This is a genomic window from Azospirillum brasilense (assembly GCF_022023855.1).
Taxonomy (GTDB): Bacteria; Pseudomonadota; Alphaproteobacteria; order Azospirillales; family Azospirillaceae; genus Azospirillum; species Azospirillum brasilense_F.
On sequence record NZ_CP059449.1, the window covers coordinates 1,069,782 to 1,089,677 of the forward strand.

General features: G+C 68.8%; 19 protein-coding genes. 13 read left to right on the forward strand and 6 right to left on the reverse strand.

What is annotated here, in order from left to right:
• Window positions 1-331: 331 nt before the first annotated feature.
• The 3 genes from dnaA to H1Q64_RS05110 all read left to right on the forward strand — a co-directional run bounded on the left by dnaA (window position 332) and on the right by H1Q64_RS05110 (window position 4,409).
• A complete protein-coding gene (dnaA, locus tag H1Q64_RS05100) occupies window positions 332-1,888 on the forward strand; it encodes a chromosomal replication initiator protein DnaA (RefSeq protein WP_237904643.1) in 1,557 nt (518 codons plus the stop codon).
• 181 nt (window positions 1,889-2,069) lie between these two features.
• Window positions 2,070-3,254 carry an extracellular solute-binding protein gene (locus H1Q64_RS05105; RefSeq protein WP_237904644.1) on the forward strand — a complete coding sequence of 395 codons (1,185 nt, stop codon included), beginning with the start codon at window positions 2,070-2,072 and terminating at the stop codon, window positions 3,252-3,254.
• Window positions 3,255-3,347: 93 nt separating this feature from the next.
• Window positions 3,348-4,409 (forward strand): ABC transporter ATP-binding protein, encoded by a 1,062-nt coding sequence (locus H1Q64_RS05110; RefSeq protein WP_237904645.1) that lies wholly within the window; start codon window positions 3,348-3,350, stop codon window positions 4,407-4,409.
• Window positions 4,410-4,415: 6 nt separating this feature from the next.
• Here the strand turns inward: H1Q64_RS05110 and H1Q64_RS05115 are convergent, their stop codons facing one another.
• The 3 genes from H1Q64_RS05115 to H1Q64_RS05125 are packed head-to-tail and all read right to left on the reverse strand — an operon-like array spanning window position 4,416 to window position 7,024.
• A complete protein-coding gene (locus H1Q64_RS05115; RefSeq protein WP_237904646.1) occupies window positions 4,416-6,032 on the reverse strand; it encodes a CopD family protein in 1,617 nt (538 codons plus the stop codon).
• A gap of 15 nt (window positions 6,033-6,047) precedes the next feature.
• Entirely contained in the window at window positions 6,048-6,587 is a 540-nt protein-coding gene (locus tag H1Q64_RS05120) for a YcnI family protein (protein ID WP_237904647.1), read from the reverse strand.
• Between the two features lie 38 nt (window positions 6,588-6,625).
• On the reverse strand, window positions 6,626-7,024 hold the full coding sequence (locus H1Q64_RS05125; RefSeq protein WP_237904648.1) for a DUF2946 family protein: 399 nt from the start codon (window positions 7,022-7,024) through the stop codon (window positions 6,626-6,628).
• Window positions 7,025-7,221: 197 nt separating this feature from the next.
• Here H1Q64_RS05125 and H1Q64_RS05130 point away from each other — a divergent pair, with 197 nt between their 5' ends.
• Both H1Q64_RS05130 and H1Q64_RS05135 read left to right on the forward strand, forming a co-directional pair.
• Window positions 7,222-8,106: an ABC transporter permease gene (locus tag H1Q64_RS05130; RefSeq protein WP_237904649.1), complete on the forward strand. Its 885-nt coding sequence runs from the start codon at window positions 7,222-7,224 to the stop codon at window positions 8,104-8,106.
• Window positions 8,107-8,116: 10 nt separating this feature from the next.
• A complete protein-coding gene (locus H1Q64_RS05135; RefSeq protein WP_094301474.1) occupies window positions 8,117-8,926 on the forward strand; it encodes an ABC transporter permease in 810 nt (269 codons plus the stop codon).
• Between the two features lie 9 nt (window positions 8,927-8,935).
• Here H1Q64_RS05135 and H1Q64_RS05140 read toward each other — a convergent pair whose 3' ends face one another.
• Complete coding sequence (locus H1Q64_RS05140) at window positions 8,936-9,178, reverse strand: hypothetical protein (RefSeq protein WP_149164597.1); 243 nt, start codon at window positions 9,176-9,178, stop codon at window positions 8,936-8,938.
• A gap of 163 nt (window positions 9,179-9,341) precedes the next feature.
• Between H1Q64_RS05140 and H1Q64_RS05145 the strand changes: the two genes are divergently transcribed.
• From H1Q64_RS05145 to H1Q64_RS05155, 3 genes are read left to right on the forward strand one after another with little or no spacing between them, the layout of a single operon-like run.
• Complete coding sequence (locus tag H1Q64_RS05145) at window positions 9,342-9,758, forward strand: acyl-CoA thioesterase (RefSeq protein ID WP_237904650.1); 417 nt, start codon at window positions 9,342-9,344, stop codon at window positions 9,756-9,758.
• 7 nt (window positions 9,759-9,765) lie between these two features.
• Window positions 9,766-11,178 (forward strand): multicopper oxidase family protein, encoded by a 1,413-nt coding sequence (locus tag H1Q64_RS05150; RefSeq protein WP_237904651.1) that lies wholly within the window; start codon window positions 9,766-9,768, stop codon window positions 11,176-11,178.
• The gene (locus H1Q64_RS05155; protein WP_237904652.1) at window positions 11,175-12,500 is read left to right on the forward strand and encodes a class I SAM-dependent RNA methyltransferase; all 1,326 of its coding nucleotides are present in this window, start codon (window positions 11,175-11,177) and stop codon (window positions 12,498-12,500) included. The genes H1Q64_RS05150 and H1Q64_RS05155 overlap by 4 nt, the downstream gene beginning before the upstream one ends.
• A 77-nt stretch (window positions 12,501-12,577) precedes the next feature.
• Here the strand turns inward: H1Q64_RS05155 and H1Q64_RS05160 are convergent, their stop codons facing one another.
• Window positions 12,578-13,786, reverse strand: coding sequence for a class I SAM-dependent rRNA methyltransferase (locus tag H1Q64_RS05160; protein WP_237904653.1), 1,209 nt, complete (start codon window positions 13,784-13,786; stop codon window positions 12,578-12,580).
• A 117-nt stretch (window positions 13,787-13,903) separates the two neighbouring features.
• Complete coding sequence (locus H1Q64_RS05165) at window positions 13,904-14,434, reverse strand: hypothetical protein (protein WP_237904654.1); 531 nt, start codon at window positions 14,432-14,434, stop codon at window positions 13,904-13,906.
• Window positions 14,435-14,680: 246 nt separating this feature from the next.
• On the opposite strand from H1Q64_RS05165, the gene ccoN reads away from it, so the two are divergent.
• From ccoN to ccoG, 5 genes are all read left to right on the forward strand, one after another.
• Window positions 14,681-16,177, forward strand: a complete 1,497-nt coding sequence (gene ccoN, locus H1Q64_RS05170) for a cytochrome-c oxidase, cbb3-type subunit I (RefSeq protein WP_059398493.1) — start codon at window positions 14,681-14,683, stop codon at window positions 16,175-16,177.
• A gap of 19 nt (window positions 16,178-16,196) precedes the next feature.
• Window positions 16,197-16,937 carry a cytochrome-c oxidase, cbb3-type subunit II gene (gene ccoO, locus H1Q64_RS05175; protein ID WP_237904655.1) on the forward strand — a complete coding sequence of 247 codons (741 nt, stop codon included), beginning with the start codon at window positions 16,197-16,199 and terminating at the stop codon, window positions 16,935-16,937.
• Window positions 16,938-16,950: 13 nt separating this feature from the next.
• Window positions 16,951-17,112, forward strand: coding sequence for a cbb3-type cytochrome c oxidase subunit 3 (locus H1Q64_RS05180; RefSeq protein ID WP_014238792.1), 162 nt, complete (start codon window positions 16,951-16,953; stop codon window positions 17,110-17,112).
• Between the two features lie 3 nt (window positions 17,113-17,115).
• Entirely contained in the window at window positions 17,116-18,003 is an 888-nt protein-coding gene (gene ccoP / locus H1Q64_RS05185; RefSeq protein WP_183177485.1) for a cytochrome-c oxidase, cbb3-type subunit III, read from the forward strand.
• A 311-nt stretch (window positions 18,004-18,314) separates the two neighbouring features.
• The gene (gene ccoG, locus H1Q64_RS05190) at window positions 18,315-19,877 is read left to right on the forward strand and encodes a cytochrome c oxidase accessory protein CcoG (RefSeq protein WP_237904656.1); all 1,563 of its coding nucleotides are present in this window, start codon (window positions 18,315-18,317) and stop codon (window positions 19,875-19,877) included.
• Window positions 19,878-19,896 lie beyond the last annotated feature (19 nt).

Here is a 19,896-nt window from a genome sequence, read left to right on the forward strand (position 1 = left end):
ACGCCACGCGCCATTCGCTGAGGGACGGAGACGTTCAAAGCCGCGGGCAAGGTCGCGGGACGCTCAAGAAGCTCGACTCGACCCGTTGCTCCTGGAGCGATGCTTTTCTTAAAACTCGACGTGGCAAAGGCGGAGTCCAACTTCGCCAAAGGGATAGTATTGCCGTCCAGTTGGGAGGCATCCACCGTTGGAGTCTTCAGGAGAGGAACGTTTTGAAGGCGCGGGACCTAAGTTAAGGGACCTAAGCTAAGAGGTCTGAGTTCAGTCGGGCGGAACGGTGCCCCCTGCGGCGCGGGGCCGTCCGGGGGGAAAGGAGCGGGGTAGGGGAAGCATGTCGGTCGGCGCGTCGTTGGATCAGCAGTGGGCCCGCATCCGGGGCCGCCTCAAGGACGAGGTGGGCGAGATCGCCTACCGCAGCTGGCTGCAGCCGCTTTCCTTCGCCGGAATCCGCGGCGGGGAGGTGCGCATCGTCGTGCCCACCCGCTTCATGCGCGACTGGGTGCTGACCCACTACGCCGACCGCATCCGCAACCTGTGGGCCGGCGAGAATCCGGACGTCCTGTCCATCGACGTCGTGGTCGCCTCCGCCAACGCCCCGTCCATGCTGATGCCGGACGAGGACGCGGGTGAGCCGTCGCGCGACTCCGCTCCGGCGGACGGCGCCGGCAGCGGCCCGGTTCCCCCGGCGCCCGCCCCGCGGGCCGCGGCGCTCGGCCAATCCGCTTCCTATGGAGCCGCTTCCTATGGGGCCGCCTCCTACGGCGCCAATTCCTACATCGGCTCCTCCTATTCGGCGGGGCCGCCCTCCTTCGCGTCGGACGAGTCGCCCACGGCGGTCGCCTCGGTGCTGGAGGACCGGACCGACATCTCCGCGCCGCTGGACCCCCGCTTCACCTTCGAGAATTTCGTGGTGGGCAAGCCGAACGAGCTGGCCCACGCCGCCGCCCGGCGCGTCGCCGACGCCACCTCGGTCACCTTCAACCCGCTGTTCCTCTACGGCGGGGTCGGGCTCGGCAAGACGCACCTGATGCACGCCATCGCTTGGCAGATCCGGCGGAACGATCCGAACCGCAAGGTGATCTACCTGTCGGCGGAAAAGTTCATGTACCAGTTCATCCGGGCGTTGCGCTTCAAGGACACCATGGCCTTCAAGCAGCAGTTCCGCTCGGTGGACGTGCTGATGATCGACGACGTGCAGTTCATCAGCGGCAAGGACAGCACCCAGGAAGAGTTCTTCCACACCTTCAACGCGCTGGTGGACCAGAACCGTCAGGTCATCATCTCCGCCGACAAGAGCCCGTCCGACCTGGAAGGCATGGAGGAGCGGCTGCGCTCCCGCCTCGGCTGGGGCCTCGTCGCGGATATCCACCCGACCACCTACGAGTTGCGGCTGGGCATCCTGCAAGCAAAGGCGGATGCGCTGAACGCGGCCATCCCGCTGAAGGTGCTGGAGTTCCTCGCCCACAAGATCACGTCCAACGTGCGCGAGCTGGAAGGGGCGCTGAACCGCATCGTCGCGCACGCCGAGCTGGTCGGCCGCGCCATCTCGCTGGAATCGACGCAGGAGGTGCTGCACGACCTGCTGCGCGCCAACGACCGCCGCGTTACCATCGACGAGATCCAGAAGCGGGTGGCGGAGCATTTCAACATCCGCGTCGCCGACATGCATTCGGCCCGCCGCGCCCGCGCCGTGGCCCGCCCGCGGCAGGTCGCCATGTATCTCGCCAAGCAGCTCACCGCCCGTTCCCTGCCGGAGATCGGGCGCAAATTCGGCGGGCGCGACCACACCACCGTGATGCACGCGGTGAAGAAGGTCGAGGAGCTGCGCACCACCGACCCCGCCTTCGCCGAGGACGTCGAGCTTCTCCGCCGCATGCTGGAGAGCTGAGCGGGCCGTTACAGGTCGATGAAGTTTGCGCCCACTCCCGCTTGAGCCATGGACGGCGCCCGGATATCGCGGCACAGTTGCCGCTGCGGCGGAGTTCGGCAGGTCCGGCCCCGCGGCCGGCCCCGCGATGGGCACAGCCAGCATGAATTCGGGCCAATAAGAAAAGGGGAGAGCAGGTGCCATGAACAAGGTTCCGGAAACCACCAGCCAGGAACAGCGCTCCAGCGCCGAGACGCAGCGCGCCGCCAAGGGCTTCACCCGCCGCCTGCTGCTCCAGGGGACCGCCGCCGCCGCGGGCGTCGCCGCTGTCGGCCCCTTCATCCTGCGCGAGGGCCGCGCCGCGTCGGGCAGCGTCAAGATCTTCTCCTGGGCCGGCTACATCAACCCGGACATGCTGGCCGACTTCGAGAAGAAGACCGGCATCAAGGCCAGCCTGACCGAATACGGCACCAACGACGAGCTGCTGAACCAGCTCAAGGCCACGGGCGGCGCCGGCTTCGACATCATCCACCCCACGGTCGACCGCGTGCCGAACTATGTGGAGTTCGAGCTGGTCCAGCCGCTGGACGAGTCGAAGGTCAAGTGGGACGGCTGCCTGAAGTCGGCGGTCGAAGGCTCCGCCGCCATGGGCGGCGTGGTCGGCGGCAAGCGCTTCTTCGCCCCCGCCGACTGGGGGACGGAGGCCATCGCCTATGACCAGGCCAAGGCGCCGCTGACCTACGGCACCGCCAGCTACGGCGACCTGTGGAAGCCGGAGCACGCCGGCAAGGTGACGGTGCGCGGCCATTCCGGCCTGATCGGCATCGGCCTGTGGCTGGAAGGCCAGGGCAAGCTGCCCCACCCGATCCGCGAGCAGTTCAAGGACGAGGCGAAGGCGCGGGCCAACTTCGACGCGATCCTTCAGGTCGCCGCCGCCAACAAGAAGGCCATCGGCCAGTTCTGGTCGAACGAGAACGAGGCCCAGGGCGCCTTCCGCACCAACGGCTGCGTGATCGGCCAGACCTGGGATTCGTCCGCGGTCGCCCTGCGCAAGGAGGGGCTGCCGATCCGCTTCCTGGCGCCGAAGGAGGGGGCGCTGGCCTGGATGGAGGGCTTCGCGATCCCGGCCAAGGCGGCGAACCTGGAGCAGGCCTACGCCTGGATCAACTGGTTCTACACGCCGGAGGCGGGCGCCCTCTACACCAACCATTCCGGCATCTCCAGCACGGCGGTCGGGGCGGAGGCTCATCTGTCCGACCTGAACAAGCAATTCTTCGCCGACGCCTATCCGGGCGACGCGCTGCAGAAGCTGTGGTGGTGGCCGATCCAGGAGGCTTGGTACGTCTCCATCCGCAACGAGTACCAGGACCGCTTCCTGGCGGCGTGAGTGCGACCCTCTCCCGTCCCGATTGTCCCCTCTCCCCTCCGGGGAGAGGGTTAGGGTGAGGGGGTTGGCGGCAAGCGATCAAATCAGGTGCCTATGAGTCAGGACGTCCAGCTCGAGTCCGTCACCATGCGGTTCGGTTCCGTCACCGCCGTCCGCGACGTGTCGCTGACGGTCGGGGCGGGGGAATTCTTCAGCTTCCTCGGCCCGTCGGGCTGCGGGAAGACCACCATCCTGCGCATGGTCTCCGGCTTCATGGAGCCGACGGAGGGCACCATCCGCATCGGCGGCCGAGACATGCGCGGCATCGGCCCGAACAAGCGACCGACCGCGTTGATCTTTCAGAACCTCGCCTTATTCCCGCTGATGACGGTGGCGGAGAACATCGGCTTCGGGCTGGAGGTGCGCGGCGTGCCCTCGGCGGAGCGCCAGGGGCGGGTGCGCAAGCTGCTCGACCTCGTGGCCCTGCCCGACGCCGCGGAAAAGAAGGTGACGGAGCTGTCGGGCGGCCAGCGCCAGCGCATCGCCATCGCCCGTGCTCTGGCCGTGGAACCCGCCGTCCTGCTGCTGGACGAGCCGCTGTCAGCGCTGGACCTGAAGCTGCGCCAGCACATGCGCGCCGAGCTGCGCGACCTGCAGAAGCGGACCGGCGTGACCTTCATCTACATCACCCACGACCAGGGCGAGGCGCTGACCATGTCCGACCGGATCGGCGTGATGTCCAGGGGCGTTCTGGAGCAGGTGGGCGACGGCCGGGCCATCTACGACCATCCGGAAACCGCTTTCGTCGCCTCCTTCGTGGGGGAGAACAACCGCTTTTCCGGGACTGTCGCCGAGTCGGCCGACGGATTGGCCGCTCTGGACACCCCCCGCGGCCGTCTGGTCGGGCGCAACCCGCGCCGGCTGTCGCCTGGCGACCGCGCCACCCTGTTCGTCCGGCCGGAGCGCATGGCGGCGGGGGCGGGGGCGGAGAACGCGCTGGAGGCGCGGGTCACCCACCGGGATTTCGAGGGCGCCTTCATCAACGCCTTCCTGGAGGGCGGCATCACCGTCCAGGTCCAGCATCTGGGCGACGAGCCGCCGCTGACCCCCGGCGAGCCCGCCCGGATCGCCTTCCGGGCGGAGGACGCCGTGGTGCTGCCCGACGCGCCGGCGTAACGCCGGTCAGCGCCCGATTGGCACCGCCGCGCGGAAGGGCACCTTCTCGAAGTCGCTGACCAGCGCGTCCAGCCGCACTGCCCAGGACCCGGCCACCGGCAGAGCCACCCCGTCCGCCGCATAGACGCCGGGCGCCACCTTGGGCAGGGGGCGGGTGATGCCCTCGATCCCGGCGGCGGGCAGGGCCAGCTCCGCCGACACCTCCAGCGCGTCGAGGGGCGCGCCGTCCGGTCCCGTCAGGCGCATCTCGACGCGGTTCACTCCCGGCGTCGCCGGGGTCACCGTGACGATGGCCGTGCGCCCGCGGGCCACGACCGCGGTGCTGAAGCCCGCCGGCTTCTCGGCGAAGACCGGCAGGGCCTGGGTGCGCGGCGGCGGTGTGGTGCCCAGCCCGGCGGTGAACAGCACGACCAGCGCCGCCACCACCATTTCGGTGTGGACGCTGGCGCGCAGCCGGGCCGCGGCCTGTCCGCCCATGACCTCCAGCCGCGGTGTCAGCCGCCAGCGGTTGACGGCGGCCAGCGCCAGCAGGGCCAGCGCGCAGACGATCTTGCCGGTCCAGATCTGGCCGTAGGCGGTGGTCAGGATGGTGCGCGGGTCGCCGAGTTGCAACGCGCTCAGCCCCGCCCCGGCCAGAAGCAGGACGGCCACTGCCGGAACCGCGATGGCGGAGAAGCGCCGGACCAGCCGCAGCGACTCCGCCGGCGGTTCCGTCCGCAGCAGCACGGCCAGCGGCCAGAAGCTGCCGATCCAGAAGGCCACCGCCAGACCGTGCAGGGTGACCAGCGGCACGCTGAGCCAGCGCGGCTCCGCGGTCGCGGCGTGGCCGGTGGCGGCCAGCGCCAGCGCCGCCCCGACCGCCCCGGCGACCAGCAGCACGCCGCCCGCCGTCCCACGTTCCTCCAGCCCCAGCCCCAGCGCGGCGGCGATCAGGCTGAGCAGGGCCAGGAGGACGCTCGGTCCCGCCGTGCTGGTCAGGCCGGCGATCCAAGGCGGGGCGCTGGCCAGGGCGGACAGTGGCGCCCCTTCCAGCACCGCCCCGGCCAGACCGGCGTTCAGCACAGCCACCAGGGCGGCGACGCCGACGCCCAGGCACAGGCCGGGGCGCAGGCGGCGGTTCAGCGGACTCCACCGCCCCGCCACCAGCACCAGGAACAGCCCGCCGCCCACCGCGGCGAGCAGGCTTCCGTAATGGAGCGCCCGGACCGCGGCGGCGGCCAGCAGCGTGGCCGGCGGTGTCGCGCCCCCCAGCTCCACAGGTCGTTCCGGTTCCGCACCGATCCCGAACAGGAGCGATCCGGCGACCGGATGGCCGTCCGCCGAGCTGACGCGGTAGCTGAGGATGTGGGTCCCCACCGCCAGCCCGCCGGGCAGCGCGACGCGCAGCGCCCCGTCCCCGGCGGCAGGGGCGGGCAGGGGAAGCGTCACCCCGCCGGGGCCGATCAGCGTCACCGAGACCGGCCGCACCGGCTCGTTGAAGCGCAGCACGGCCTCGGCGGGCGGGCCATCGAGCCGCGCCCCGTCCTCCGGGGCGCTCTCGACCAGCACGGCATGCGCCAGGGCCGGCGCGGACAGGGACAGCAGCATCAGGGCGGCGACCCACCCCACGACCAGCCGGCGCATGCGTTTTTCCTTCCCTTACGGCTTGGCGGTCAGGGTGACGCCGGGGGCCGGCTCCTTGACGTCGTGGTCGGTCTTGCCCGGCTCCGGGATCTCGATCCAGCGGTGCACGCCCGTCTCGCACTCCTGCACCACGGGGAAATAGACCACGGTGCCGGGGGCGGCGTCGGGCAGGCGGGCGCGGAAGACGAACTCGTCGTAATGGGCGTCCGGCAGCGAGCCGCCGGTCCAGGCGATCTCGGTGACGCCCTTGCTCAGCGACTCGCCGTAATAGTCGTAGGCCTTGGCGTATTGGCCCTCCTTGGTCGTCAGGGTCCAGCCGGGCTTGGGCATCGGCTTCACCGCGATGACCCCCTCCGGGATCTGCACGCGCAGGGCAATGGTGGGGGACGCGCCGCAGCCATGGCCGACGCGCAGCACGCCCTTGTAGGTGCTGGCGGCGGGAGCCTGCTTGCTTTCCAGCGTGGTGTGGGCGAGGGCGGCGGAACCAGGAAGAAGACCGGGCAGGCAAGTGAGGACGGCGGCGGCCAGCAGGGCGCCGCGGGTGTTGCGGATCATAGGAACTCTCCGGTGTGGGTCTGTCTGAGGGTGTCGGTTCAGACACCCACCGGAGGCGCTCTGGCGGAGAAGGCGCGCGAGACGCGGCCGGCCCCGGCCTCGTCGTCCGCGGGCAGCGGAGCGGCGGCTAGCACGATCCCGGTCGGCGGCAGCGGGGCCGGTGCCAGGACCGGACCCAACAGGGATCCGCCGCCCAGCGACAGGCAGATCGGGCAATAGGTGACGTGGCCCGGCGTACCGTCCGGGACGGGGCCATGGTCGGAGTGCTGCACGGCGGAGGCGTCGGGCGCGGCGCCGGAGTGGCAGATCGAGCCGGCCATGGCGAGCTGCGCCGATTCCGCCAGCACTCTGGCCAGCGGCGCCGGGATGTGGGTGGCCATGACCAGGGCGTGGAAGACCAGCACCAGCGCGGCGACCCACGCTGTTGCCTCCCTCATCACGCCGGATGTCCGCCATGCACGCATGACGCCACTATGGGCACAGTCCGGGGACCGGAAAAAGGCAATAAAAATGTGGTTATTTGAAGTCTCTGGTCTTTTGCCGGGGCATAGCCTCGCTTGCGCTCCGGCCCGGGGTCGTGAGAGGCTTTCGATCCTAGAATCTTGGCTCAATCTCGGCGGGTGGGGGAGAGGTCATGGGCGGCGTGCTGCGCCGGTACGGTCCGGTTCTGACCGCGGCGATCCTGCTGGCGGTGGCCGCGTGGCTGCTGTTGCTGGTCGTGCTGCCGCAATTGCTGATGGTGGATTTCTCCTTCCGCCCGTCGCTGCCGCCCAGCAAGGCCGGCGGGCCGGAGGACGTCTACACGCTGCGCAACTACGCGACGCTGTGGACCAACCAGATCCATCTGTCGATCTTCCTCAAGACGATCTGGGCGAGCAGCCTCGTCACCGCCGTCACGCTGGCCGTCTGCTACCCCGTCGCTTTCTACATGGCGCAGGTGGCGCCGCGGCGGCGCCTGCCGCTGCTCGTGTTGATGCTCGTCGTGCCCTTCTGGATCAACGAGTTGCTGCGCACCTTCGCCTGGTACATCATCCTGGCCTTCAACGGGCCGCTGAACGCGCTTCTGGTCGGGCTCGGCCTCTTTTCGGAGCCGCAGCGACTGCTCGGCGGCGACGCCGGGGTCATCATCGGGATGGTCTACGTCTACATCCTCTTCATGGTGTTCCCGATCATGAACGCCATGGAGTCGCTGGACCGCAACCAGATCGAGGCGGCGCGCGATCTGGGGGCCGGCTGGCTGCGCATCCACCGCCAGATCGTCATCCCCCACGCCAAGCCGGGCATCGCGGTCGGCTGCATCATGACCTTCATGCTGGCGGCGGGCAGCTACGCCGTGCCGGCCCTGCTGGGCGGACCGCAGAGCCGCTGGTTCACCGAGGTCATCTACAACTGGTTCTTCGAGGGCGGGAACTGGAACCAGGGGGCGGCCTACGCCTTCATCCTGCTGATCCTGTGCGTCGCCTTCATCCTGCTGATGATGCGGCTGTTCCGCGTCGGCCTCACGGATATTGCGAAATGATGGGGGCGAAATGACCGCTGCCACCTTCCGCCGCTGGCTGACCGGGGCCTATCTGGTCCTGTTCTTCGGCTATCTGTTCCTGCCGCTGGGGATCATGGCGGCGGCGACCTTCAACAGCAGCCGCTTCCCGACCGTCACCCCCTGGATGGGCTTCACGCTGCAATGGTTCGGCGCCCTGTGGGCCGACCAGCGCATGTGGCAGGCGCTGGGTACAAGCCTTCTCGTCGGGGCGGGGGTGATCGCGGTGGCGGTGCCGCTGGGGCTGGCGGCGGCGCTCCTGCTCGACCGGCTGCACAGCCGGGCGCGGACCTTCCTCTACGCCGTGATGGTGTCGCCGCTGCTGACGCCGGGGGTGATCGTCGGCATCTCCACGCTGGTCTTCTGGCGCGAGTGGTTCGGGGTGACCGGCGGCCTGTTCCTGACCATCCTGGCGCAGTCCAGCTTCATCGCGGCCTACGCGATGCTGCTGTTCCTGGCGCGGCTGCAACGGTTCGACCAGACGCTGGAGGAGGCGGCGCTGGATCTGGGCGCCACCCACGGGCAGGTGTTCCGGCGGATCACGCTGCCCTATCTGACGCCGGCCATCCTGTCGGCGTCCTTCCTGGCCTTTCTGCAGAGCTTCGAAAACTACAACACGACGCTGTTCGTCCGCGGGCTGGACACCACACTGACGGTCTACATCGCCTCGAAGGTGCGCACGGGCCTGACACCCGCGGTCAACGCGCTGTCGCTGATCCTGATCGCGCTGACCATCCTGGGCGCCGTCGTCTACGAAATCCTGCGCCGGCGCGAAGCGCGCCGGCAGCCGGACCCCGCGTGACGGCAGGAATCAATCTTCGCTTTCGTCGGCGTCGGCTTCGATCTGGGCGGCCAGATCGCGCAGCATGTCGATGACGTCCTCGTGGCTGGTCTCGTCCACGGCGGTGTTCACGGCGGCCTCGATCATGGCGACGGCGATGTAGGGGCCGAGGACCCCGCCTTCCTTGATCGCCGCCTCGAGATGCTTCTCGGCGACCGACAGGGCCTTCTCGAAGAGGGCCTCGGCCGTCTGGTTGGTGCTGTCCTTGCTCATCTTGCGGTCCGTTGCGGGTGTTATGGTGCGACTCCTATAACACCGGCCCGCCCGGCTTGGCGCGGCAAATCGGGACGCTGCGGGGAATGACCGTCATACCCGGGCTTGCCCCGGCCCGCGCCACCGGCCACATTCGGCCCCAACCACCATCCGACAGGCGACCATGACCGATCCGACCCGCCCCGACCTCTACCGTTTCTGGATCGCGGAGCATGTGCGCTTCGCCGACCTCGACGCGCTCGGCCACGTCAACAACAACGCCATCGGCGTGTATTTCGAACAGATTCGCGTGCTGCTGGTCCATGATTGCGGTGGTTTCCGCGACGAGTCCCCCTGGACCGTGGTGCTGGCGCGCAGCGTCATCGACTACAAGGCGGAACTGCGGTTCCCGGCGGACATCCGCGTCGGCGCGCGCGTGGCGAAGGTCGGCAACACCTCCGTCGTCCTGGGGGTGGCCATCTTCGAGGGCGACCGCTGCGTCGCCGTGCAGGAGGCCGTCTGCGTCATCGTCGACAAGGACAGCCACCGCCCGACCCCGGTGTCGGCCGACCTGCGCGACGCCCTGGCCCGCTACGCGTGAGGATACCGTGCCGCCGCGTTTCCCGCTGACCCGCCGCGATCTGCTGACCGGCTCCGCCCTGCTGGCCGGGTCCGCTCTGCTGCCGCGCGCGGCCCGTGCGGCGGTGGGGGAGGCGGTCAGCCTGTCCGCCGGCCCGGCCCGCGTCAATCTGGCGGGGACGGGCTTTCCCGACACGGCGGTCTGGGCCTATGACGGGCGGATTCCGGGGCCGGAGCTGCGCTTCCGCCAGGGCGACACGGCGCGCATCGCCTTCGCCAACGCGCTGCCGGAACCGACGACCATCCACTGGCACGGCCTGCGCGTCCCCAACGCCATGGACGGGGTGCCCGGCCTGTCGCAAGCCGTGGTGCCGGCGGGCGGGCGGTTCTACTATGAATTCCCGCTGAAGGACGCCGGCACCTTCTGGTACCACCCCCACGTCAACAGCGGGGTGCAGGTGGCCCACGGCCTGACCGGCGCCTTCATCGTGGAGGAGCGGGAGCCGATCCACGTCGACCGCGACCTGCTCTGGCTGCTCGGCGACTGGCGGCTGACGAAGGAGGCGGAACTGGCCGGCGGTTTCGGCCACCCCATGGACGCCACCCACGCCGGGCGCATCGGCAACACGGTCACCATCAACGGCGCCGTCCGGGACAGCGTGCCGGTCCGCGCCGGGGAGCGCGTCCGCCTGCGCCTGATCAACGCGGCGAACGCCCGCGTCTTCGCGCTCGACTTCCAGGGGCACGCGCCGCGGGTGATCGCGCTCGACGGCCAGCCTGTGACGCCGCACGCCCCGCCGGACGGCAAGGTGGTGCTGGGACCCGGCCAGCGCGCCGACCTCGTGATCGACATGGAAGGCAGGCCGGGCGAGAAGTTCGACGTGGTCGACGGCTTCTACCCGCGCATGGCCTACCGGCTGACCCGGCTGACCTACAGCGGCGAGGCGCCCTTGCGCGACTCGCCGCTGGACGCCCCGATCGCGCTGGCCGCCAACCCGCTGCCCGAACCCGATCTTGCCAACGCCGTCCGCCAGGACGTGGTGCTGGACGGCGGGATGCACGGCGCCATGCCGAAGAATGCCGGGCCGCGCGGCCCCTTCTGGGCGCTGAACGGCGTGGCTGCCCCTGGCCATTCATCCATGGGGCATCATCATCTGGAACCGCTCATCACCGTCAAACGCGGTCAAACGCAGGTGACGGCCTTCGTCAACGAGACCGGCTGGTGGCACCCCATGCACCTGCACGGCTTTCCCTTCCGCGTCCTCTCGCGCAACGGCCGGCCGGCCGAACACCGCGAGTGGCGCGACACCGTCCTGCTCGGCCCCCGTGAGACGGCCGAGATCGCCTTCGTGGCCGAAGAGGCCGGTGACTGGATGCTCCACTGCCATGTTCTGGAGCATCAGGAGACCGGCATGATGGCCGTCCTGAGAGTGACCGCGTGAAACGACCCGCCCCCAAACACCGCCCGTCCCCCCGCAGCGGCGAACCGCGCACCGCCTCCCGCACCGCTGAGGTGACCGTCACCGAGGTCGGCGCCCGCGGCGACGGCATCGCCGTCCTCGACGGCGCCAAGCTCTTCGTGCCGCTGACCGTCCCCGGCGACCGCGTGCGGGTGGCCGTGAAGGAGGCCGCCAACGCCAAGGGAGACGGTCTGCGCGCCGACCTGCTCGAAATCCTGAAGCCCGGCCCGGGACGCGCCGTGCCGCCCTGTTCCCATTTCGGAACCTGCGGCAGCTGCACGCTCCAGCATATGGAGGACGCCGCCTACGCCGCCTGGAAGGTCGGGCTGGTGCAGGGTGCTTTGGCCCGTGTCGGGCTGGGCGCCGCGCCCCTGGAGCCGCTGTCCCGGACGCCTCCGGCCGCGCGCCGCCGCGCCCGCTTCGCCGCGCTGAAGCGGGGACGCCGCGTCTGGCTCGGCTTCAACGAGCGGATGAGCCACCGGCTGACCGACCTGACGGAATGTCCGGTGCTACGGCCCGGCCTGTTCGCGCTGGTGGAGCCGCTGCGCGGGCTGCTGCTGTCGGTTCTGCCGGACGGCGGCGGCTGCGACGTGATCGCCACCGACCTGGAGGGCGGGATCGACCTCGTGCTGGTCGGCCCGCGCAGCCTGGACCGCGCGGCGCGGGAGCGGCTGGTGGCTTTCGGCGAGGCGGAGGGGGTGGCCCGCATCTCCTGGCAGGCCGACGAGCGTGGCACATCGGAGCCCATCGCCCACCGCCGTCCGCTGGCGGTGTCCTTCGCCGGCCTGCCGGTCACCCCGCCGCCCGGCGCCTTCCTCCAGGCGAGCGCCGAGGGGGAGGCCGCCCTGGTTGCCGCCGTCCTTGCCAACATCGGGGAGCCGAAGCGGGTGGCTGACCTGTTCGCCGGGCTGGGCACCTTCGCGGTCCCGCTGGCTCAGCGGGCGGCGGTCCATGCGGTGGAGGGGGACGCCCCGGCGCTGGCCGCGCTGAACAAGGCGGCGGGGGCGCTGCGCCTGACCACGGAGCGGCGCGACCTGTTCGAGAACCCGCTGACGGCGAAGGAACTGGCGCGGTTCGACGCGGTGGTCTTCGACCCGCCGCGCGCCGGCGCCACCGCCCAGGCGCAGGCCCTGGCCGGGTCGAAGGTGCCGCGGGTGGTGGCGGTGTCCTGCAACCCCGCGACCTTCGCCCGCGACGCCCGGACGCTGGTGGACAGCGGGTATGTGTTGAGCCGCGTTTACCCCGTGGACCAGTTCCTGTGGTCCGCCCACGTCGAGGTCGTCGGGGTGTTCGGCCGCCCGTAGCGGCCGCGAGGGGAACGGGAAACCACAAAGGGCACGACGATCGTCACCATCCTCGTGCCTTCGTGGTGGGTCAACCCTCAGTCCAACTGCATCACGATGGCCTTGAGATAGGCCGACTCCGGCAGATGCGGGTGAACCGGATGGTCCGGCCCGGCCCCGGCGCTGCGCAGGATGCGCCCGGTCCGCCCGGCGTCGTGCAGGCCGCGGGCGACCTGTTCCGCGAAGGTCGGCGGATCGACGTTGTGGCTGCACGACGCGCAGAGCAGGAAGCCGCCCGGCGCGGTGATCTTGGCGGCCAGACGGGTCATCTTCCGGTAGGCGCGGCAGCCGACGGCGAGGTCCTTCTTGGACTTCACGAAGGCCGGCGGGTCGGCGATGACGATCTCGAACGTCTCGCCCTCGGCGTTCAGCCGCTCCAGCTCGTTGAAGGCGTCGGCGCGGCGCGCCTCGAAGCGGTCGGCCACCCCGTTGGCCTCGGCGGCGCGGGTGGCGTTGTCCAGCGCCCCCTGCGAGCGGTCGACCGACACCACCGACGACGCGCCCTCGACGGCGCAGAGCACGCCGAAGCCGCCGTTGTAGCTGAAGAAGTCGATGGCCCGCTTGCCCTTCGCCAGCTTGGCGATGAAGGCGCGGTTGTCGCGCTGGTCGTAGAACCAGCCGGTCTTCTGCCCGCCCAGCGGGTCGGCGAAGAAGGTGGCGCCGTTCTCCTCCAGCCGGATCGGGCCGTCGATCTCGCCCTTCACCAGCCGGCTTTCCTCGGGCAGCCCCTCCAGCGCGCGCTGGGTACTGTCGTTGCGCAGGATGACCGCGCGCGGGGCCAGCACCTCGTCGATGGCGGCCAGGATGGCGTCGATCCTCTGGTCCATGAAGACACTGTTGGCCTGCACCGTCACCACGTCGCCGTAGCGGTCCACGATCAGCCCTGGCAGCCCGTCGGCCTCCGCGTGTACGACGCGGTAGTAGGGCCGGCCGAACAGCGCCTCGCGCATCGCCACCGCGCTCCTCAGCCGCCCGGCGAGGAAGGCGTGGTCGACCACCGTCGCCGGGTCGCTGGACAGCATCCGCGCGGCGATCAGGGTGTGCGGGTTGAAGGTGGCGATGCCCAGCGGTTTCCCGCCGGGGTCCAGCAGGCGCACCGGGCTGCCCGGCGGGATGGCCTTGGCCGCCGTGTCCATCTGGACTTCGTTGGAATAGACCCAGGGGTGGCCGTGCAGGACGCGCCGCTGGCGGCCGGCCTGCAGATGGATCGCCCGGTATTTGACGGGGGTGGTGGGGGTGTCGGTCATGATGGCCGCATCCTAGCCGCTCGCGCCCGCCGAGCAAACGGTCACATCGCCGGAGTCGTGGGAAACGGGGGATGGATTCGCGGGATGGGACGGGAGACTTGACGCTTCCGGCGTGGCTTACGGGATGCCGAGCGGGCTTTCCGCCTGCGACCGATGCGCGCGGTTGTCGTTGGCGCCGTCCATCGCCTTGCACAGCCGCAAGGTTTCCGTGCGGTGCCCGTCCTGGTGAAAGCAGGTCAGCAGGGACCCGCGCGACCCGGTCTCCCCGGCCAGCAATTCCGGCAGGGAGGTGTGGATCGCCGCGCATCCGTGGCTGCGCGCCAGACGATCCATGGACCGTAGCAAAGTCTCCGCCGGGCCCGTCATGTCGAACAGGTCGAGCACGACGAAATTCTCCACGGCCAGAATTCGGCCGTGGCGAAGATGCTCCGCAATAGCGTATGAGAAAAGTCCATGGAGGTACCCCCGTGCGTTCTGCACGGTCATGATGCCCGACGGCGTCGCGGGGGTATCAACCGGCCCGATAAGTGCTGCGGCAAATGCGCGCCATTGCTCCACCGGCAGGTCCGGGAAGATGGCCCGCACCAGCGGATAGGCCTGGTCGATCTGACGCTGACCGAGAGGTTTCGCGATGAAGCTTTCGTCCATGCCCGTCCGACCGCGTGAAGGACGGTGAACGATGGCAGGCACCGGTAAGACCGGTCGTTGACGTAGATCAATGTTGCAAGGTCCACCCCTACACATATTGGGATTATTGGAGGCAGGCGCAACCGGCGTCCGCATAAGAAGTGCATCGTATGTGAACCTGCCCCCCTCCTTAACAGTACGTACCCAGCGGTGGTGCAACCTCAGAGGGAGCGGCCCGAGCCGCCCGGGGCAAACGGGAGAGATTGAATGACATCAGCGACTCTGACGCCAGGGGCCGCCCTGGGCAGCCAGCGGGTGTCGGAAAATGTGCGTTACTACGAAGACGCCGTCCGACTCTTCGTCATCGCTGCAGTGTTCTGGGGCGTCGTCGGCTTCCTGGCCGGCGTCTTCATCGCGCTGCAGCTCGCTTTTCCGGCGCTGAATCTCGGCCTTGAGTGGACGAGCTTCGGGCGCCTGCGGCCGGTCCACACGTCGGCCGTGATCTTCGCGTTCGGCGGCAACGTCCTGTTCGCCACCTCGCTCTACTCCGTGCAGCGCACCAGCCGCCAGTTCCTGTTCGGCGGTGAAGGCCTCGCGAAGTTCGTCTTCTGGAACTACAACATCTTCATCGTCCTGGCGGCGCTCAGCTACGTGCTCGGCTACACCCAGGGCAAGGAGTATGCTGAGCCGGAGTGGATCCTCGACCTCTACCTGACGGTCATCTGGGTCCTCTACGCCATCCAGTTCGTCGGCACGGTGATGACCCGCAAGGAGTCGCACATCTACGTCGCCAACTGGTTCTTCATGGCGTTCATCCTGACCGTCGCGATCCTCCACATCGGCAACAACGTCAACGTCCCGGTGTCGCTGACCGGGATGAAGTCCTACCCGTTCGTCTCGGGCGTGCAGAGCGCCATGGTGCAGTGGTGGTACGGCCACAACGCGGTCGGCTTCTTCCTGACCGCCGGCTTCCTCGGCATCATGTACTACTTCGTTCCGAAGCGCGCGGAGCGGCCGGTCTATTCGTACCGTCTGTCGATCGTGCACTTCTGGACGCTGATCTTCCTCTACATCTGGGCCGGCCCGCACCACCTGCACTACACGGCCCTGCCGGACTGGGCGCAGACGCTGGGCATGACCTTCTCGGTCATGCTGTGGATGCCGTCCTGGGGTGGCATGATCAACGGCATCATGACCCTGTCGGGTGCCTGGGACAAGCTGCGCACCGACCCGGTCCTGCGCTTCCTCGTGACGTCGGTGGCCTTCTACGGCATGTCGACCTTCGAGGGCCCGCTGATGTCGGTGAAGCCGGTCAACGCCCTGTCGCACTACACCGACTGGACGATCGGCCACGTGCACTCCGGTGCGCTCGGCTGGGTGGCCTTCATCTCCTTCGGCGCGATCTACTATCTGGTCCCGGTCCTGTGGAAGCGCTCGCAGCTCTACAGCCTGCGTCTGGTCAGCTACCACTTCTGGACCGCCACCATCGGCATCGTGCTCTACATCACCGCCATGTGGGTGTCGGGCATCATGCAGGGCCTGATGTGGCGCGCCTACGACAACCTCGGCTTCCTCCAGTACTCGTTCGTCGAGACGGTCGCGGCCATGCATCCCTTCTACGTGATCCGTGCTCTGGGCGGCGTCCTGTTCCTGGCTGGTGCCCTGATCATGGTCTACAACCTGTGGCGCACGGCCAAGGGTGACGTCCGCATCGAGAAGCCCTATGCCTCCGCCCCGCACAAGGCGGCGGTCGGTGCGGCCTGACGCCGGAGGAACTGAGAAAATGGCTGAGCAAAAAAAGGGCTTTAGTCACGACACGATCGAGCGGAACACGCTTCTGCTCATCGTCCTGATCCTGATCACCGTGTCGATCGGCGGCCTCGTCCAGATCGTCCCGCTGTTCACGATCGAGTCGACGATCGAGAAGGTGGACGGGGTTCGTCCCTATTCGCCGCTCGAACTGGCTGGCCAGAACATCTACTACCGCGAAGGCTGCTACAACTGCCACAGCCAGCAGATCCGTCCGTTCCGCGACGAGGTGGAGCGCTACGGTCACTACTCGCTGGCCGCGGAAAGCATGTACGACCATCCCTTCCAGTGGGGCTCCAAGCGCACCGGTCCGGATCTGGCCCGCGTGGGTGGCAAGTACTCCAACGACTGGCAGGTGGCCCATCTGGTCGATCCGCGCGCCGTGGTGCCGGAATCGATCATGCCGGGCTACGCCTGGATGAAGGACCGTCCGCTGAAGTACACCGACATCCAGGATCACATGAAGACCCTGCGCATCGTCGGCGTCCCCTACTCGGACGAGCAGATCGCCAGCGCCAAGGCCGACCTCGAAGCGCAGAAGAACCCGGACGCCGACACGGCCGGTCTGATGAAGCGCTACCCGAAGGCCGTCGTGGCGAACTTCACGGGCAACAAGGGCGTCACCGAAATGGACGCGCTGGTGGCCTACCTGCAGGTCCTGGGCACCATGGTGGACTTCACCAAGTACCAGTCGCCCAAGCAGCTCCAGCAGTAACCGGGAGGGATCCATGGACTTGGATTCGATCACTGTCGCCCTGCGGTCCTTCTGGACCGTCTGGCTGGCTCTGCTCTTCACCGGCATCGTGGTCTACGCCATGTGGCCAGGCAACCGGGGCAAGTTCGAAGACGCCTCCCGGATCCCGCTCAAGGAAGATGGTCAGGAGTTTTAGGCCATGGCACAGAAAGAAAAGGACGCCCTTTCCGGCGTCGAGACCACCGGCCACGAGTGGGACGGCCTGCGGGAGCTGAACAACCCCCTGCCCAAGTGGTGGCTGTACATCTTCTACGTCTGCATCGCGTGGTCCCTCGTCTACTACGTGCTCTACCCGGCTTGGCCGCTGGGCAAGAGCTACACGAAGGGCCTGCTCGGCTACTCGCAGCGCGAGGAGCTGGTGCAGAAGGTCGCCGACGGCAAGAAGGCTCAGGAAAAGTACCTGACGGCCATCGCGGCGACCTCGGTCGAGGACATCCAGAAGAACAAGGACCTCCTTGCCTTCGCGATGGCCGGCGGCCGCTCCTACTTCAACGAGAACTGCGCGGCCTGCCACGGCGCCGGCGGTCAGGGCGCCAAGGGCTTCCCGACGCTCGCCGACGACGTGTGGCTGTGGGGCGGCACCACCGCCGACATCTACAAGACCATCCAGCACGGCATCCGTGCGGATGACGGCGACACCCGCGGGACGGTCGGCATCGGCATGACCGCCTTCGGCCGGGACGGCATCCTGAATCGCGAGCAGATCGGTCAGGTCGCCGAGTACGTCCTGTCGCTGAACAAGCGGTCGACTGACGCCGCCGCCGCGGAAAAGGGCAAGACCGTCTATGACGAGAACTGCGCCGCCTGCCACGGCGACAGCGCGCAGGGCTCGGTCGCGGTCGGCATGGACGTCGGCGCTCCGCCGCTCGTCACGGCCAACTGGCTGTATGGCGGCGACAAGGCCACGCTGGTGGAGACCATCACGAACGGCCGCGCCGGCGTGATGCCCGCCTGGTCGAAGCGTCTGGACGACGCGACGGTCAAGTCGCTGGCCGTCTACGTCCACAACCTGGGCGGCGGCAAGTAAGCCGTCCAGACAGGAAGGACCGGCCGGGGAGGGGGACGCTCTCCCTGGCGGGTCCGCCGGACTTCGGTGCCGGGGAGGCGACTCCCCGGCATTTTCTTTTTGGACCTTCTCCTTCCTAGGCTGCCCTTTTCGTGGTCTGCGGAGAGGGCGGAAGCCCTCCGATCCGCTCCCGAATCCTTTGATCCAGCGCAATGCCCCTGTGACGTTCTGCCGCCATAGTCCCCTCGCCACGGCCGAACCATGTCGGCATGGCCAAGCCGCCCGCGCGGCGGTCGCCAGAAGAAGAGGGTCCAGACGAAGAGGGCGAGGTCATGAGCACGACCACCGAACAGCCGCCGCCCCAAAGCGATCAATTGGGAAGCGACCGATTGGACAGGGACCGGTTGGAACGCCCGGCCGTCGGGGATGCGCCCGCCGCCGCCCCGCCGAAGGCGCAGCGTCGCGCGTCGCGCTCCATGTACCAGAAGCACGCCAAGGTCTATCCCAAGGCGGTTCATGGGACCTTCCGCCGCATCAAATGGGCGGCGCTGGCGGTTCTCCTGGCGATCTACTACGTGCTGCCCTGGGTCCGCTGGGACCGTGGGCCGAACGCCCCCGACCAGGCGGTGCTGCTCGACCTCGCCAACCGCCGCTTCTACCTGTTCTTCGTGGAGCTGTGGCCGCAGCAGATCTATTACCTGACCGGTGCGCTGATCCTGGCGGCGCTGGGCCTCTTCCTGGCGACCTCGCTGGCCGGCCGCGTCTGGTGCGGCTACGCCTGCCCGCAGACGGTGTGGACCGACCTTTATGTCTGGGTCGAGCGGCTGGTCGAAGGCGACCGCGGCGAGCGCATCCGCCTCGACCAGGGCGCCTGGACCGCCCGGAAGGCCGGGCGCAAGGTTTTGAAGAACCTGATCTGGCTGCTGATCGCGCTGGCGACGGGCGGCGCCTGGATCTTCTATTTCACCGACGCACCGACTCTGCTGAGCGAGATGCTGCGGTTCGAGGTGTCCTCCACCGCCCTCGGCTTCATCGGCCTGTTCACCGCGACCACCTATCTGCTGGCCGGTTTCGCCCGGGAGCAGGTCTGCACCTACATGTGCCCGTGGCCGCGCTTCCAGTCGGCGATGATCGACGAGGACAGCCTGATCGTCACCTACCAGGACTGGCGCGGCGAAGGCCGCAGCCTGCTGCGCAAGTCGCAGAGCTGGGAGGAGCGCAGGGCCGAGGGGCTGGGCGATTGCATCGATTGCTTCAACTGCGTCCAGGTCTGCCCCGCCGGCATCGACATCCGCGACGGGCTGCAGATGCAGTGCATCGGCTGCGGCCTGTGCATCGACGCCTGCGACGAGATCATGACCAAGGTCGGGCGGCCGACCGGCCTCATCACGTTCGACACCCAGACCAGCCAAGTGGCCATCGCCACCGGCGGCCAACCGGTGCCCTTCCGCCTGCTGCGCCCGCGCACGATCCTCTACACGCTGATGATGCTGGTCATCGCCGGCGGCATCGGCGTCGGGCTGCTGCTGAAGCCGGGCCTGGACATCAGCGTCCTGCGCGACCGCGCCCCGCTGTTCGTGAGCCTGTCCGACGGTTCGGTGCGCAACGCCTACACCTTCAAGATCTCCAACATGACCCGCGACCCGCGCTCCTACACGCTGGCGGTCTCCGGCGTGGCGGAGGCCAGCCTGTCGGTGGCCGGCGACGGCCAGGACGAGCAGGCCGGCACCCAGCGCCTGACCGCCGATCCGGACATGGTGGCAACCTACAGAATTTTCGTGACCGCGCCGCGCACCGGTTTGCAAGGCGCCTCCCAGCCCCTTACCTTCAGGCTTACCTCGGCCGATGGTGAGGTGGCGACCTATGACTCCGTCTTCATGGGGCCGGCCAACTGATCCCGACCGGCTCTTCGCG